The organism is Bacillus sp. JCM 19034 (assembly GCF_001310635.1).
In the GTDB taxonomy this organism is placed as follows: Bacteria; Bacillota; Bacilli; order Bacillales; family Bacillaceae_D; genus Halalkalibacter.
Map to the genome: position 1 here is coordinate 96276 of NZ_BAXR01000001.1, position 14824 is coordinate 111099.

The following is a 14824-nucleotide window of genomic DNA, read 5'->3' on the forward strand; positions in this document are numbered from 1 at the left end:
ACTGTTGATGAAAAGGTGTGAACAAATTGGGAGAAAATCAAAATATTGTTTGGCATGATACAACGATTAAAAAGGAAGAACGTCAAAATCGAAACGGTCATAAGAGCTGTATTTTATGGTTTACTGGGTTATCAGGTGCGGGAAAATCAACGTTAGCAAATGCGTTAGAACAGCAACTTTTTCGTGAAGGAAAATCTAGCTATATTTTAGATGGCGATAATGTCCGACACGGATTAAATAAAGGATTAGGATTTAGCGATGATGATCGCAAAGAAAACATCCGCCGAATTGGAGAAGTTGCGAAATTATTCGTAGATGCTGGTACGATTGTATGTACAGCTTTTATTTCTCCATTTAAGGAAGACCGAAATCGTGTACGCGAATTAGTAGAGGATGGGGAGTTTATCGAAGTGTATGTTCGCTGTTCGTTAGAAGCTTGTGAACAACGTGACCCTAAAGGATTATATAAAAAGGCTCGTGCTGGTGAAATCCCTTCATTCACAGGGATTAGTTCACCATATGAAGAGCCAGAGTCCCCTGAATTAATCATTGATTCGGATCAAATGACTGTTGAACAATCAGTTGATAAGATTCTTTCTTATTTGAAAGAAAAAAATATATTATAGCGAAACAAGAACTGCACTTCTATTGTTAGAGCATAACAATTGGAGTGCAGTTCTGGTATAATGATACACTGCATCATTAGCACAGAAGTGTTATCAATATTTACTTATTTTAAGTCATCATTCAGATTTCCTGTCATATCTGTTTTAACCTATAAACAATTATTGTTCATGTGCAGCACGAAGGGCGGAGAGTACATCAATCTCACCAAATCCATAATAAGGATCAAACCCGTCAATCCCTAAATCCGTTGCAGTGCTCGTAATAATACGATAAATATCATCGTTTTTCAAACTTGGATTGTTAGACCGAATTAACGCAGCTAAACCAGCAACGTGCGGTGACGCCATAGAAGTACCTGACATGACGACGTAATGATTATTTGGAAACGTACTTGGGATATGTTCTCCCGGTGCTGCGACATCAATATGATCACCAAAATTTGAGAAAAAGGCTCGATTTCGCTCTTCGTTAACAGCCGCGACTGTGAGCACCTCAGGATAACGAGCAGGATACATCGGATCTTGAACATTATCATTACCAGAGGCAGCAATTAAAACAACATCTTGCTCGTAAGCGTAACGTACAGCATCATACAGTAAATCAGATGAATGATAGTCGCCGAGGCTCATATTAATGACATCAGCTCCATGATCCACCGCCCAGTAGATTCCTTTTGCAACCTCATAAGAGGAACCTTCACCCTTATCGTTTAGTACTTTAATAGGAATAATGAAGCTTTCCCAAGAAACCCCAGCAATCCCGGTTACATTATTTGTTAACGCTGCTGCAATCCCTGCGACATGTGTACCATGACCATGTGTGTCAGCAAAGTTGTCACTATCATCCAATGCATTGTATCCATGAACTAATTTCCCTTCAAGGTCCGCGTGTTTTGGATCAACACCAGTATCTATAATAGCAATTGTTACTTGCTCCCCATTGGCTATATTCCAGCCTTGTTCAACTTCTATCTGGTTTAAATTCCATTGATAAGGCTGAAAAAACTCATCGTTAGGCTTAACACTTTCTAAAGGTTTTACAGAAGCTACTGGCATACTTACTTGCTTAGATAACGTATAATTGGGCTCAACTATAGCTAATTGCCGATCATCTCGTAAGCGATTAATCAATTCGATCGTTTCTTCCTGTTTAGATTCAATTAAAAATAATGGATTTTTATTTTCAATAATGTTGATATCAGGGTTGTCTGAAAACCAAATTGATGCCGTTTCATTGTCACGGAATTTAATAACTGCTTGATGCTCGATATACTCTCTTTCCATTTCGTTTTCGTTTCGATCTGAATGAACATAAATTTGCCATCCTAATTCAGGTATCGTTTCAGATCGTAAATCTTCCGGAAGATCCTCTGTTGTCTCCCATTTTACATCAGGATTGTTGCCAGAAACGAAAAAAGAACCATTTGTATCGGCGACGGAAGCTAAATCTTGCATATATTCTTTTATAAAGGATAGATTAGCTTCTCCGATCACGATGCGGTCATCAGAGAGCCGTTCACCGATCAGCATATAATAGTTGTCATTAACTTTATAAGGGTCAGAATAGAGATTCTTTTGATGTTTATGTGTTAATTTATCAACGTCTATATTTTTTAAAGACCCGGATGTTATCGTCGGTTTACCATCTTCGATAATAGCAAAGCTTTGATAATGGGGGTGTTCAGATAACTCATCTTTAAACTTTTGAAATAATGTTTGATCTGAGAAATCTTGTTCGGACCAGCGGTGAAGCTGTTCTGATAATTGGTTAATAAAAATCGACGTTGACAATGATAAGTCTTCTGCTAATAAGTGATCAAGTGTCCTTTGTTCAATTTGTTTTTCTATCGTAATATCTTGAACAGAAAAAGGGCGTTCAGTTACAAAGATTTGTTGAATGATCCAGAAGCCAATTCCAATTACAGCAAATAAAATGATTGCTTTTAAATATCTCGACAAGACATTTCATCTCCTTTATGAAAGAAGTAGGCCATCCATATTTCATCAGCATATTGCCCTTGGAAATATGCTTGTTCTTTTTGAATGCCTTCAATAATAAAACCGGCTTTTTTATAAAGTTTAACAGCAACTTCATTTGTCGAAAAAACAGTTAAACATAGTTTGTGCAATCGCTGGTTGCTACACCACTTTAATGTATAATTCATAATATGACTGCCGATTCCTTTTCCTTGAGCCTCGTCAAAAAGCCACGTTCGAAAACATTCCAGTGTGCCTCTTCATTTGTAATTCACCACGAATAACTCGTGCAATTCCCCTGGCTGTACCATTAAATTCAATAACCGCATACATATTGCCACTACGTTGCATCTCACCGATAAAATCTTGTTCTTCCTTAACAGTTCTTATTCGTTCCTTTTGCAAATATGTTCCCTTCTTAATAATACTCTCTACAGATGTAACGATATCGTGAGCGTCATCTATTGTAGCAGGTCTTATGCAAACAGAGCTTCCGTCCTTAGCTTTAAATTCGTCGATTAAGTAGCTGTCACTTCTAGATATCATTGACATTCTCCTTTGTGATCTTTATCAATTTTCGACTTAAGTAAATTAGACATCGGGACGATAGTCACTTCCTTTTTCTTTAAAAGAGGTAATGTTTCGACAATGCCAGCATAAGTTTCTTCATCTTTTATCCCTACATTTGGAAGAGAATGTATCGTCTAAAAATACGTCACGGGTAGAAAAAGGTATATCCATTTCTTCTGCTATTTTTGGGATAACTGATTTTGAACTTGTTCCACTATCGAAAAAATATAAGTTGTGTTGTTTTACAACCTCAAGAATCGTTCTCAGCATATCTACATCCTCGACAATCACAATGACGAGATTTTTGGAAGGTACGCTACATGTAGTGTTAACATAATGACTATTAAATATGAGAAGGTCAAAAAAGAGTTGTGCTACCTGCACAACTCTAAATGTCTTTCTAATGAATATCGTATTCTGTAATCGAAAAATTAAGAAAATTCTTCTGATTATTTTCGCATTTTGAAGGCTGCGTTTAACTGACCTCTTAACATACGTTCTCGCACTTCCTTCTTTTTTAATTGCTTCTGTTCCATACGTCTAATTTCAAACGTCTGCATTCCATCTTCCATTTTATTTGCGATATCAACTAACCGTTCCACATCTAAAAAGGAATATTTTCTTGTACCACCTTTTGTTCGCTCAGGGTATACAAGTTTCCTTTCTTCATAATATCGTATTTTTCGCTCAGATAATCCTGTTAGTTCGCTCACTACTCCAATTGTGATGACCTTTTTATCTTTATACGATGATGACATCCTTCCCACCCCACAACTTTTCTGCTTGAATGTCTAATCTTTTCTTATATAGTAGCATAATTTTTAAGTTGCTATGACAACCTATGTCAGATAATCTGACATTTTTTATTGTCAATTGGTTTTATACAATATAAAGTAAGAAAATATAAATATGTTCTAGGTAAGTTCATTGAGTAAGACGGTTGTCTATACTATAATTGATTAAATAGATAAAATTACTTGGACTAGAATGAGGGGCGTAAAGGATGAGTGAGGGATATGTATATTTAGTCGGTGCAGGACCTGGTGATATACGGTTAATGACAATGAAAGGTATGCAAAGCTTAAAGATAGCTGATGTTGTATTATACGACCGACTTGTGAATCCGTTATTACTCGAGTTTACTAAGCCTGATTGTGAACTTGTTTATTGTGGGAAATTACCTGACCGGCATACTCTTAGACAAGAAGCGATCCAGGACTTGCTTGTATCATATGCAGAGCAAGGGAAAGTAGTTGTTCGTTTAAAAGGAGGAGACCCTAGTGTATTTGGGCGCGTTGGTGAGGAAGCTGCTGAGTTAGAGAATGCAGGGATTCGCTATGAGATTGTTCCTGGAATCACTGCTGGGATAGGGGCGTCTACCTATGCTGGTGTTCCGGTTACCCATCGCGAATTCGGGGCGTCTTTTGCTATTGTAACAGGACATGATCAATCACCGAATGGACAACCGTTAATTGATTGGCAAGCATTAGCGACAGGAATTGATACAATTGCCTTTTATATGGGTGTAAAAAATTTACCGCACATTTGTGAACAATTAACAAAAAACGGACGTAACCCTAATACTCCAGTTATGCTCGTTCAATGGGGAACAATTGGTAAGCAGCGGGTATTGAAAGGGACATTAGAATCTATTGTCGACAAGGTTGCGAAAGAAAAATTGACAAATCCGGCTATTACCCTTGTTGGAGATGTTACGAAATTGCGAACGGGAAAAAGTTGGTTTGAGGCACAACCACTTTTCAGTAAACAAATTTTATTTGCACGCTCATCAAGTGAGCATAGTGAGATTGCAAGTAAATTAAGGGATTTAGGCGCTGACGTCTTTGAGTATCCACGATTACAAACGACGTTTTTAGAAAATGATCTGCCTATTTCATATGAGAAGTATAAACAAATTATATTTCAATCACCGTCGAGTGTTGATTGGTTTTTTGAAAATTTAGCTCGTAGGAAAATAGATATTCGTCTCATTAAAGCGACTTTTTATGCAGGGTCTGTAAAATCACAAAAACGAATTCAATCATATGCCTGTCAAGCCTTCTTAGTCGATCAGTTAAAGAAGAACAGCTCTCGGCTTGTCATTGGTCCAGAATCTGCTGTTACAGATACTCGAAAACAGCGATTTGGGGACCACGATTATCTTAATTCTCATTCAGTAAATATTGTATCATCATCAAATATGACATGTCGCCGATTGCTTGAAGAGGGGCGTTGATACAATTGTTTTTCCAAATGCACAATCGGTCCGAATTGTGACTGAGCAATTGTCTGAGCTGAATGAAACACCTTCAACGCTATCGAAGCTAGCTGATATCATTTGCTTTGGACCGGAAACACAAAAAGCAGCTGAACAACTTGGGTATGAAATTAAGCATCGATTAGAGAGACCGTCGTTGAATGCCTTAATGGATGTACTAAAATCATAAAATAAGCGAGGAAGAAGGTGATCATATGCAAGCAATTTTATATGTTGGACATGGGAGCCGTGTACAAGCAGGAAACGATGAGCTAATGGCTTTTGTTAAAAAAGCTCAAAAAGCTCATCCGCATATAACTATTCAGGAATGTTGTTTCTTAGAATTGGCTAAACCGACCATAGATGAAGGGGTGACTGCCTGTATTGAACAAGGAGCTACACAAATTGCTGTTATTCCTGTATTATTGCTCACTGCAGGGCATGCAAAAGTAGATATTCCAGCGGAAATTGATAGGATAAAAGAAAAGCACCCAAATATTTCGTTTACGTACGGGAAACCAATTGGCGTTGAACAAACGGTTGTCACGATTATTCAGGATCGATTAAAATCGGCAGGATTATCACTAGTTGATGGACGTCCGAAGTATGAAGAGCGTCAACCAATATCAATATTACTTGTTGGAAGAGGGAGTAGCGATCCTGATAATACGAGTGATTTAATGAAAATAGCAAGATTAGTATGGGAGTATACGCCAGTTTCGGAGGTAGAGGTTTGCTTTCTTGCAGCTGCACGTCCAAATGTCGATGAAGGGCTTCAACGTGTACAACGGTTTGAGCATAAAACTGTTTATGTTGTACCTTATTTATTATTTACTGGCGTGTTAATGGAAAGCTTGCAAAAAAAACTAGAGTCAAATACAACTGACTGTACATTCATTTTATGTGATTATTTAGGTTTTGATGATCAGCTAATTAGCGTGCTTGCACGCCGTGCGGCTGAAGTGTTGGATAGAGAAGTACAAGTGAATTGCGATACATGCCAATTTCGATTAGCGTTTGCAAATGAGGCGTAATCATGCAACGTTTACCTATTTTTTTATCATTAACGAATAAACATGCAGTTATTGTCGGCGGTGGTCATGTGGCTGTTAGACATGTTAAGAAGTTACTTTCTGCTCAAATAAAGCAAATCACGATCTATTCACCAACGATTGATGATGAATTAAAGCAGTTGGTTATTATGGATCATGTTAAATGGGTTAGAGAAAAAATTGAAAAACCGAGAAGCTTTGCAGCAGATCTTGTCTTACTTGTTACATCTGATAAGGAGTTAAACAAACAGTTGTATGACATGAAAGCACCTTATCAGCTTATGTATGTCGCATCCGATCAAAATGTAAGTGATATCCATTTTCCAACAACGATCACACGAGGAAATTTGACCATTTCATTATCTACAAATGGGAGTAGTCCGATTTATGCGAAGCGAATGAAAAGTAAGATAGAGGATGTCCTGCATGATCAAATTGAAGAAGATTTGGATTTTTTGCAAAATGTTCGAACACGTCTTAAAGAGATGGAACTTTCATCAACAACCCGTAAAAAAATATTGCATATAGTCGCTGCGGAAGAAATATTGCAAATGCCGGATCGTCTAGGCTATGTTGAAGCTTTGATAGAGAGGGTAAAGGCTGAAGAAAGCAAAAATAAAGGTTAGGCATAGGAAATAGGGTACTATAAGAGCCAGATAGCTCTTTTAGTACCTACATAGTGTGTTATTTTTTAAAGGATAGTCGAGCAATTGCGTCATGCTGATGAATCGATTCTTCGTTTCGACATTCAATGTCAAAAGATAGAATATGCTCATGCTCATATAAATCAGATGCAACAAGACGGATAAGGTCTTCAACAAAACGAGGGTTTTCATACGCTCGCTCAGTGACTGCTTTTTCGTCAGGTCTTTTTAAAACTGGATATAATATCGAGCTAGCATTACTTTCAGCAGCCTCTAACAAAACAGCTTTCCAATCAATGTCAGCCTGTTCGTCGACAGAAACGCTCATCGTTACAAAACTGCGTTGGTTATGAGCACTGTATTCGCTAATTTCTTTAGAACAAGGGCAAAGCGTTGTGACAGCAGCTTTTAATGTGATTTCAGTCGTATAGCCTGCGTCCTCATCGAAGTGTACGTTAAAGGTGATATCAGCATGAGCCATCCCTTCTTTTTCCATTGAAGGACTTTTCTTTGTGAAAAACCATGGGAATTGTACCTCAACATCAGCAGCTTTTTGTTTCATTTCTCTTGCTAATATAGCTGTAAATTCTCTTAACGTTTCAAGCGATAATAAATGCGACTGAAAATAAAGGTGTAATTGTTCTGTTAAACGACTCATATTAATACCTTTATAGTCTTGACCAAGACTTGTTGTCATCGCAAATGTTGCTGTTGTTGTTTGAGTAGTCGGTGGTAAATCCGATTCAATCATAACAGGATATTTCACATCAGAAATACCGACTTGTTGAATTGGAAAATAAAAATCAGCTGGTTTATTTTGAAGGTCAGGCATCTTATCTTTTTCTGTAGGCTTTGTACCGACAATTGGGTCAACAGAACCAAAATGACGGTGACGCTCTGCCTTTGGTGGTAATTGCTTCATGATATTATCAACTCCTGTATCATAACATTAGATATATTCATTTGGACGCTTTTCAACCTATTTAACGTATGATAACCATTCAATAAGGTCAAATTTTATCCTACCATACTTGCCTAGATTGTGAAATAAATATGCTTAATTAATTGGCCAAAGTTTACAGGCTCTAATCATCATATTACACTACAAAGTAATGAAGAAACAAGCTGTTTCAAGTTTAATAGAGAAAGGTACGTGAATGAATTGAAAAAAGGAACATGGGTATTTATTAGTTTAGCGGGAATTCTACTGTTACTCGGCTTTGTTGTACCGATAACTGTTCATCCATCTACTGATACTAGGACAATTGTTGATCATACGTTACAGGTTTATAGTGCCCCTGAATGCTTTGAGCAAGCTGAGTTAACGAATAATTTAGAGGAAACAACGTATGAACGTGCACTTGAGCTAGAATACGATAGTGAGTCAAGCTGTACAACTACTTCTTTTGCAGGCGTTCGAAAGCCGATATTGCTTGCAATATTTGAGTGAATACATGAGCTTTGTAGATGAATTAAGATTATATGAAGGATGCCGGAAAGTGATTCTTTGTGAGATGTATAAATGCGAGAAAACTGGCATTAAACGTGTGGAATGCCTTTTGCTAAAGAAAGATGTTTATGATATATTGAGAATGTTCTAAAAACTTATAAATGTAATATAGAGAGAAGAAATATAAGGGAGCTGGAGATAAACGATGAAAGTTGCAAAATTTGGAGGAACATCGGTTGCGAGCGCTGAACAAATTAAGAAAGTAGCAGCGATTGTTGCTGATGACTCTGAACGTAAAGTAATTGTCGTGTCGGCACCAGGGAAGCGTTCAAGTGACGATACGAAAGTAACGGATTTGTTAATTGCTTTAGGAGAAGCTTTTAGAAAAAGGTGAAGCGGAAGCTGAACTTCAAGCTGTTGTAGCAAGATACGAAGATATAGCTGAAGGATTAGAGCTTGGCAAAGCGATTGTTGCGACGATTGAAGCGGATTTACGAGAAAGACTAACATTTGACCGTAATCGTCCTGATTCATTAATGGACTTAATTAAAGCTAGTGGTGAAGATAATAACGCAAAATTAATTGCTGATTATTTCCAACGTATTGGATTAAAAGCAAGCTATGTAAATCCTCAAGATGCAGGGCTGCTAGTTAGTGATGAGCCTGGAAATGCCCAAGTATTGCCTGAAACTTTTGAGCACCTGGCTAAGTTACGTGAAACAAACGAGATTATTGTATTTCCTGGATTTTTCGGTTATTCGAAGGAAGGGACACTCGTAACGTTCCCAAGAGGGGGATCCGATATCACGGGTTCGATTGTAGCTGCAGGAACAAAAGCTGATTTATACGAAAACTTTACAGACGTTGATTCAGTCTTTGCAGCTAATCCAAACGTAGTGGATAACCCGGTGAAAATTAAAAAAATGACTTATCGTGAAATGCGGGAATTATCTTATGCTGGTTTTTCTGTCTTTCATGATGAAGCATTAATCCCGGCATTCCGTAATCGAATCCCGGTTTGTGTTAAGAACACGAACAATCCAGCTTCATCAGGAACGATGATTATAGCTGAGCGTGAATACTTCTTGAGTCCTGTTATCGGAATTGCAGCAGACGAAGGTTTTGCGACCATTTATGTTCGTAAATATTTAATGAACCGTGAAGTCGGTTTTGGACGTAAGCTATTACAAATTCTTGAAGATGAAGGGTTGTCCTATGAGCATATACCTTCAGGAATTGATGATACATCAGTCGTTTTACGTCAGCATCAATTAACGGATGAAATTGAGAGACGCATTATTGAACGCATCCAACGTGAGTTATATGTAGATGATGTTAATATTGAACGTAATTTCTCTATGGTCATGATCGTTGGGGAAGGGATGCATAATACAGTAGGAGTTGCAGCAAGAGCAACAGCCGCATTAGCACGAGCCAATGTGAACATAGAAATGATTAACCAAGGTTCTTCAGAAGTTAGCTTAGTGTTAGGGATTCATTCAAAGGATACGGATCGTGCAGTACGTGAGTTGTACCAAGAGTTTTTGGTGGAGCAGATAGCTCAATTGAATAGAAGATTATAAAGGTCTGTCCAATAAGCTGTAGAATACTTATTGGACAGACCTGTTTGCATATGGAGCAGCATAGATCTTCTTTATTTATTCTCATTCATGGTTTTAAGTAGCAATTTGACTTCGGAAAGTTCTTTTTTTACTTCTGATAATTCCTTTTTTACACTATCTTCCTCTTCAGCTTTATTTGCCTTCTCAACATTTCCAACAATGACGCCAATAAACAGGTTAAAGATTATAAAGGTACCGACTAAAATAAAGACAACGAAATACAACCAGGACCAAGGAATTTCGGCGAAAATTGGACGCATGACGCCGCTAGCCCATGATTCAAGTGTTACAACTTGAAAGAGGGTAAGTAATGATAATTCGAGATTCCCGAAGTATTCTGGAGCAACCCCTGCAAAAAGCATCGTTCCTATGACAGCAAATATGTAAAAAATGATACTCATTAAAATCATAATGTTTCCTAGTGCAGGTATTGTCATCACTAATGCATCTACGAGCTTACGCAATGATGGAATAATGGAGATCGCACGTAATACACGCAAAACACGTAATATACGTAAAACTGTTACAAAATGTGCGCCAGCAAAGATATGACCTGCTGCAACTATTAAGAAATCAAACCAATTCCAACTGCTTTTAAAGAAAGTCCATGTCGGTTTTGTGGCGATAAACCGCATGGCAATTTCAATCGTAAATATCCATAACAAAATATAATCGGCTATAAAAACCAGTTTTTATATGATTCATATAAATTAGGATACGTTTCTAAGCCAACAATAATCGCATTAATCATTATTAATAGAATAATAGTGTTAGTAAAGGCTTTATGAAAGACAATTTTTTGGATACTTCGAATGAAAGGTGACTTCGAAAAAGTTATTGATTCTGTCATAGTATGGCTTCTCCTCCAAAACAAGCTATCTTCATTTTACTAAAAAGTACTGTTACAAAAAAGGATTTCATAATAGTTTTTTGATTGACACCGAATGTTTGTTCGTATATATTAATTATAGAAAAACAAAGGGGTGGATATGTATGCGTTATATGCTTGAAACTAGTAAGCAAGACGGACTTGTTTTAGAAATCATTTATCAAGCAGAAAATGGTAACCTATCGCAACGAAAAATAAAAGTTAAATCGTATAATGAGTCACATTTCATTGCTTATTGTTTTGAACGGAAGAAAACAAGGATGTTTCGTTTGGACCGTTTATTGTCAATCGCACCATTAAATAAAGTTCAATAATAAAAAGAGAAAGACAGCGAATATTTATGCCGTCTTTCGATAGAAATGTTTATTGACCTAGCTCCTTAGACCGTTTAATTGCTTGAGCTACAGCTTTCTTCATAACCTCTTGACCATCGTAAGAGCGCAGTACGTTAATCCCGGCTTCCGTTGCACCATTTGGGCTCATAACTTCTTCATATAATTCTTTTGGTGATTGGCTGGTTGTTTGCAGTCGTTTTCCTACACCTATAATCGTTTGTGCAATAAACTCCTTTGCTTCTTCACGTAAAAGACCAGCTTCAACTGCCGCTTCTTCCATCGCTTCTGCAAAATAAAAAAGTAAGCAGGACCACTTCCAGCAATCCCTGTGATAGAATCAATTTTATCTTCGTTAACGATAGAAACGGTCCCAACTGCTGAAAACAATTCGGAAGCAATTGATGTATCAGTGTCGTTCGCATAAATTCCTTTTGCAATCGCTGTAGCGGATTCACCAATTTTTGCTGATGTGTTTGGCATCGTGCGTATAACCTTTGCATGGAACGAAAATTGTTCTTCAATTGTTTTAGTTGAAACACCTGCTAAAACGGAGACGAGCAGTTGTGAAGAATGAAACGCTTCTTTAATTTCTGCAATCGCTTCTTTGAGTTGTTTCGGTTTCATAGCTAATATAACAATATCCGCTTGCCGCACTGCATCAGCTCGATCAGTTGTTGTTCGTATGCCATATGTTTGAGTTAGCTGTTCAAGTTTACGATGATTACGAAAGTTGGTTGCAATAATTTGCTCTGCATTCACAATACCTTCTGAAATAAGACCTGCAAAGATTGCTTCGGCCATTGCCCCGGCCCCTAAAAATGTTATCGTTTGATCCATTGTCTTCATCATTTCACCTGACCATTTCCCTTAACAATATATTTTGTTGATGTTAATGCTTCAAGTCCCATAGGCCACGAGCATGGAGCTTTTGTGTACTTATACCAATCTCAGCTCCAAAGCCAAATTCAAATCCATCTGTAAAACGGGTAGATGCGTTATGATAAACGGCAGCAGCATCAACTTCATTGAAGAACGTTGCAACATTTTGATCGTTCTCGCTAATAATCGCTTCAGAGTGTTTTGTTCCATATTGATAAATGTGTTCAATCGCCGACTCAAGTGAGTCAACAATTTTAACAGCTACTTTTAAATCAAGAAATTCATCAACCCAGTCTGTTTCGCTTGCTTCATCAATACGGGCATCAAGATTTCTCGATGCTTGATCACCAACAAAGGATACCTTTTTTTCGGCTAATGCATCTAAAAGCTCCTTGAAATGCTTATCCGCCCAATTTTGGTGAACGAGAATCGTCTCAGCTGCATTACATACTGACGGACGCTGAGTTTTCGCATTAACTGCAATCTCGATTGCCATGTCTACGTCTGCGGTATCATCAATGTATACGTGGCAATTTCCAACACCTGTTTCTAGCACAGGAATACTAGAATTATTGACAACTGATTGAATGAGAGTAGCTCCACCACGAGGGATAAGGACATCTAAATACTGATTTAATTTAAACATTTCATTGGCGGTTTTACGGCTTGTATCCTCCAATAATTGAATCGCATCCACTGGAATAGAAGTTTGTTTAAGGGCTTGTTGTACAACGTTAACGAGAGCGATATTAGAGTGGATAGCTGAAGAGCTTCCGCGTAAAAGGACGGCATTACCCGATTTTAAGCACAGGCTTGATGCGTCAATAGTTACATTAGGGCGAGCTTCATAAATCATGCCAATAACGCCTAACGGTACTCTAATTTTGTCAATTGATAAACCATTTGGTCGCTTGAAATTTGTTAGCAATTCACCAACTGGATCTGGTAACTCAGTTACTTGTCTTAACCCTTCAGCCATATCTTCGAGCCTCTCTACAGTAAGCGTTAATCGATCAATTAGACTTGCACTAGTTCCATTTTGGCGAGCGACTTCTAAATCCTTTTCATTTTCTGTTATGAGGTATTCCTTTTCATTAAGAAGAGCTTCTGCCATGATTATTAAGGCATCATTCTTTTCTTTAGTCGTTTTCGTGGCAAGTATACGAGCACAATTCTTTGCTTTTTTTGCTTTTGTTACTAATTCATTCATTGCTTCATCTTCTCCTTTTCTTCTGGAACCCATTCATTACGATGGATTACTACAGGTTGTTTTTGTTTTCTTTGGCTAGAAGCGTCATTTTGCGACTGCTGATAACGAATTAATTCTTCGTAAGTCATCGTTGCTTTCCCTTTACCAATCATCACATTGTCCTCATTAAGAACACCGATCACGTCACCTTTGTTAAAGGATCCCTTTACATGTTTAATACCTACTGGTAGGAGACTTTTTCCACGGGATACTAGAGCTTTTTCAGCACCACGATCAACGATAAGATAGGCAGTGATAGTTGAATGTAAGGCTATCCATTGTTTTGTCGTTGGCATAACAGTTTCATGAGCAAATGATCCAATATACGTACCGTCTCCTTTCCCAGCAAGAATATCCAAGAACATATCTGTGTAATTCCCTTTGCCGATAAAGACATTAACACCGAGCGAAAGAGCCGTTTTGGCCGCACTAACTTTCGATTTCATTCCACCAGTTCCAACCTTGGAGCCAGATTCACCCGCTTTGTCCATTAGGTCATCCGTTAGCTGCGGGATAAAATGTATTTTTTTTGCGTTCGGATCCTTTTGTGGGTTTGCATCGTACAAGCCATTTACATCAGTCATCAAGCACAATGTGCGGGCATGAATGAGACCACTAACGAGTGCAGAAAGCATGTCATTATCACCAAATGTTAATTCTTCAATTGAAATGGAATCATTTTCATTGATGATTGGAATTGCACCACGCTTTAATAATTCAGTTAATGTTGAATATGCGTTTGCGTAGCGTGTTTGATCGGCGAAATCTTGACGTGTTAGCAAGAGCTGGGCAGGGGTAAGACTGAATTTTTTAAATTGTTCGATATAAGCTTGCATAAGTAAGCCTTGGCCTACAGCAGCAGCAGCTTGCTTCCCTTGAATGGTGACTGGACGAGTTGGATAGCCGATAGCACCGAAGCCAGCCGCCACAGCACCTGATGAAATCATAATAACTTCATGTCCATCTGCTTTTAATTTCGCAATTGCTTTGACAAAAAGAGAGACTTTTTCCATACTTAATGTGCCTTGCTTAGTTGTTAAAGAGCTGCTACCGATTTTGACAACAAGTCGTTGACGGCTCATAATTCATCTCCTCATTCCTACTTTGTAGTAGCCGAAAAATAAAAAAAGCTCCTCCATCCTTTTTAAAAGGACGAACGAACTGCATCCGCGGTACCACCTTTATTGACATTCAATTGAATGTCCCCTTAACCCGTAACGTGGGGAAAACGGTCTTAAAGAAGACTAGCTCAAGGGCAGGTTCAATTTGATTAG

16 protein-coding genes, 3 pseudogenes and 1 other annotated feature (1 of these 20 running past the window's edge) are annotated in these 14824 nt (G+C 37.9%); of the genes and pseudogenes, 8 read left to right on the forward strand and 11 right to left on the reverse strand.

Annotation, left to right across the window (positions count from 1 at the left end; all coding sequences use genetic code 11):
• Positions 1-26: 26 nt before the first annotated feature.
• Positions 27-626 (forward strand): adenylyl-sulfate kinase, encoded by a 600-nt coding sequence (cysC, locus tag JCM19034_RS00570; protein ID WP_062046451.1) that lies wholly within the window; start codon positions 27-29, stop codon positions 624-626.
• 159 nt (positions 627-785) lie between these two features.
• Here cysC and JCM19034_RS00575 read toward each other — a convergent pair whose 3' ends face one another.
• The 5 genes from JCM19034_RS00575 to JCM19034_RS00590 all read right to left on the reverse strand — a co-directional run bounded on the left by JCM19034_RS00575 (position 786) and on the right by JCM19034_RS00590 (position 3931).
• A complete protein-coding gene (locus tag JCM19034_RS00575) occupies positions 786-2585 on the reverse strand; it encodes a S8 family peptidase (RefSeq protein WP_062046453.1) in 1800 nt (599 codons plus the stop codon).
• Positions 2570-2791, reverse strand: a complete 222-nt coding sequence (locus JCM19034_RS24400; protein ID WP_370621760.1) for a GNAT family N-acetyltransferase — start codon at positions 2789-2791, stop codon at positions 2570-2572. The genes JCM19034_RS00575 and JCM19034_RS24400 overlap by 16 nt, the downstream gene beginning before the upstream one ends.
• 34 nt (positions 2792-2825) lie before the next feature.
• Positions 2826-3149 (reverse strand): hypothetical protein, encoded by a 324-nt coding sequence (locus JCM19034_RS24405; RefSeq protein ID WP_370621761.1) that lies wholly within the window; start codon positions 3147-3149, stop codon positions 2826-2828.
• Positions 3150-3269: 120 nt separating this feature from the next.
• Positions 3270-3443 (reverse strand): divergent polysaccharide deacetylase family protein, encoded by a 174-nt coding sequence (locus JCM19034_RS24410; protein ID WP_156323832.1) that lies wholly within the window; start codon positions 3441-3443, stop codon positions 3270-3272.
• Positions 3444-3622: 179 nt separating this feature from the next.
• Positions 3623-3931, reverse strand: a complete 309-nt coding sequence (locus tag JCM19034_RS00590; RefSeq protein ID WP_035343743.1) for a MerR family transcriptional regulator — start codon at positions 3929-3931, stop codon at positions 3623-3625.
• Between the two features lie 245 nt (positions 3932-4176).
• Here JCM19034_RS00590 and cobA point away from each other — a divergent pair, with 245 nt between their 5' ends.
• From cobA to JCM19034_RS00605, 4 genes are read left to right on the forward strand one after another with little or no spacing between them, the layout of a single operon-like run.
• The gene (gene cobA, locus JCM19034_RS00595; protein WP_231686745.1) at positions 4177-5409 is read left to right on the forward strand and encodes a uroporphyrinogen-III C-methyltransferase; all 1233 of its coding nucleotides are present in this window, start codon (positions 4177-4179) and stop codon (positions 5407-5409) included.
• Positions 5393-5620, forward strand: a complete 228-nt coding sequence (locus JCM19034_RS22610) for a hypothetical protein (protein WP_231686746.1) — start codon at positions 5393-5395, stop codon at positions 5618-5620. The genes cobA and JCM19034_RS22610 overlap by 17 nt, the downstream gene beginning before the upstream one ends.
• 25 nt (positions 5621-5645) lie before the next feature.
• On the forward strand, positions 5646-6464 hold the full coding sequence (locus JCM19034_RS00600) for a sirohydrochlorin chelatase (RefSeq protein ID WP_062046456.1): 819 nt from the start codon (positions 5646-5648) through the stop codon (positions 6462-6464).
• Between the two features lie 2 nt (positions 6465-6466).
• The gene (locus JCM19034_RS00605; RefSeq protein ID WP_062046459.1) at positions 6467-7108 is read left to right on the forward strand and encodes a bifunctional precorrin-2 dehydrogenase/sirohydrochlorin ferrochelatase; all 642 of its coding nucleotides are present in this window, start codon (positions 6467-6469) and stop codon (positions 7106-7108) included.
• Positions 7109-7166: 58 nt separating this feature from the next.
• Here the strand turns inward: JCM19034_RS00605 and folE2 are convergent, their stop codons facing one another.
• Complete coding sequence (gene folE2, locus JCM19034_RS00610; RefSeq protein WP_062046460.1) at positions 7167-8048, reverse strand: GTP cyclohydrolase FolE2; 882 nt, start codon at positions 8046-8048, stop codon at positions 7167-7169.
• A 231-nt stretch (positions 8049-8279) separates the two neighbouring features.
• Between folE2 and JCM19034_RS00615 the strand changes: the two genes are divergently transcribed.
• Both JCM19034_RS00615 and JCM19034_RS00620 read left to right on the forward strand, forming a co-directional pair.
• Positions 8280-8576: a hypothetical protein gene (locus JCM19034_RS00615; protein WP_231686747.1), complete on the forward strand. Its 297-nt coding sequence runs from the start codon at positions 8280-8282 to the stop codon at positions 8574-8576.
• Between the two features lie 205 nt (positions 8577-8781).
• Positions 8782-10159, forward strand: a pseudogene (locus JCM19034_RS00620) (aspartate kinase).
• A 71-nt stretch (positions 10160-10230) separates the two neighbouring features.
• Here JCM19034_RS00620 and JCM19034_RS00625 read toward each other — a convergent pair.
• Positions 10231-11048: pseudogene (locus JCM19034_RS00625) on the reverse strand (ion transporter).
• Between the two features lie 143 nt (positions 11049-11191).
• Between JCM19034_RS00625 and JCM19034_RS00630 the strand changes: the two are divergent.
• Complete coding sequence (locus tag JCM19034_RS00630; protein WP_062046462.1) at positions 11192-11401, forward strand: hypothetical protein; 210 nt, start codon at positions 11192-11194, stop codon at positions 11399-11401.
• Positions 11402-11450: 49 nt separating this feature from the next.
• Here JCM19034_RS00630 and JCM19034_RS24415 read toward each other — a convergent pair whose 3' ends face one another.
• From JCM19034_RS24415 to proB, 4 genes and pseudogenes are all read right to left on the reverse strand, one after another.
• Positions 11451-11702, reverse strand: a complete 252-nt coding sequence (locus JCM19034_RS24415; RefSeq protein ID WP_370621762.1) for a pyrroline-5-carboxylate reductase family protein — start codon at positions 11700-11702, stop codon at positions 11451-11453.
• The gene (locus JCM19034_RS00635) at positions 11630-12271 is read right to left on the reverse strand and encodes a pyrroline-5-carboxylate reductase family protein (protein ID WP_370621763.1); all 642 of its coding nucleotides are present in this window, start codon (positions 12269-12271) and stop codon (positions 11630-11632) included. The genes JCM19034_RS24415 and JCM19034_RS00635 overlap by 73 nt, the downstream gene beginning before the upstream one ends.
• Positions 12268-13511: pseudogene (locus JCM19034_RS00640) on the reverse strand (glutamate-5-semialdehyde dehydrogenase). Before JCM19034_RS00640 ends, JCM19034_RS00635 begins: the two are co-directional and overlap by 4 nt.
• Complete coding sequence (gene proB / locus JCM19034_RS00645; protein WP_062046464.1) at positions 13508-14632, reverse strand: glutamate 5-kinase; 1125 nt, start codon at positions 14630-14632, stop codon at positions 13508-13510. The pseudogene JCM19034_RS00640 and the gene proB overlap by 4 nt, the downstream one beginning before the upstream one ends.
• A gap of 63 nt (positions 14633-14695) precedes the next feature.
• Positions 14696-14824: a binding site (T-box leader), on the reverse strand; it runs 79 nt beyond the window's last position.

Coding starts and splice junctions, on each gene's coding strand:
- JCM19034_RS24400 (WP_370621760.1), bottom strand. CDS start 2,791: ATGAATTATACATTAAAGTGGTGTAGCAACCAGCGATTGCACAAACTA.
- JCM19034_RS24405 (WP_370621761.1), bottom strand. CDS start 3,149: ATGATATCTAGAAGTGACAGCTACTTAATCGACGAATTTAAAGCTAAG.
- JCM19034_RS24410 (WP_156323832.1), bottom strand. CDS start 3,443: ATGCTGAGAACGATTCTTGAGGTTGTAAAACAACACAACTTATATTTT.
- JCM19034_RS00590 (WP_035343743.1), bottom strand. CDS start 3,931: ATGTCATCATCGTATAAAGATAAAAAGGTCATCACAATTGGAGTAGTG.
- cobA (WP_231686745.1), top strand. CDS start 4,177: ATGAGTGAGGGATATGTATATTTAGTCGGTGCAGGACCTGGTGATATA.
- JCM19034_RS00600 (WP_062046456.1), top strand. CDS start 5,646: ATGCAAGCAATTTTATATGTTGGACATGGGAGCCGTGTACAAGCAGGA.
- JCM19034_RS00605 (WP_062046459.1), top strand. CDS start 6,467: ATGCAACGTTTACCTATTTTTTTATCATTAACGAATAAACATGCAGTT.
- folE2 (WP_062046460.1), bottom strand. CDS start 8,048: ATGAAGCAATTACCACCAAAGGCAGAGCGTCACCGTCATTTTGGTTCT.
- JCM19034_RS00630 (WP_062046462.1), top strand. CDS start 11,192: ATGCGTTATATGCTTGAAACTAGTAAGCAAGACGGACTTGTTTTAGAA.
- JCM19034_RS24415 (WP_370621762.1), bottom strand. CDS start 11,702: ATGGAAGAAGCGGCAGTTGAAGCTGGTCTTTTACGTGAAGAAGCAAAG.
- JCM19034_RS00635 (WP_370621763.1), bottom strand. CDS start 12,271: ATGATGAAGACAATGGATCAAACGATAACATTTTTAGGGGCCGGGGCA.
- proB (WP_062046464.1), bottom strand. CDS start 14,632: ATGAGCCGTCAACGACTTGTTGTCAAAATCGGTAGCAGCTCTTTAACA.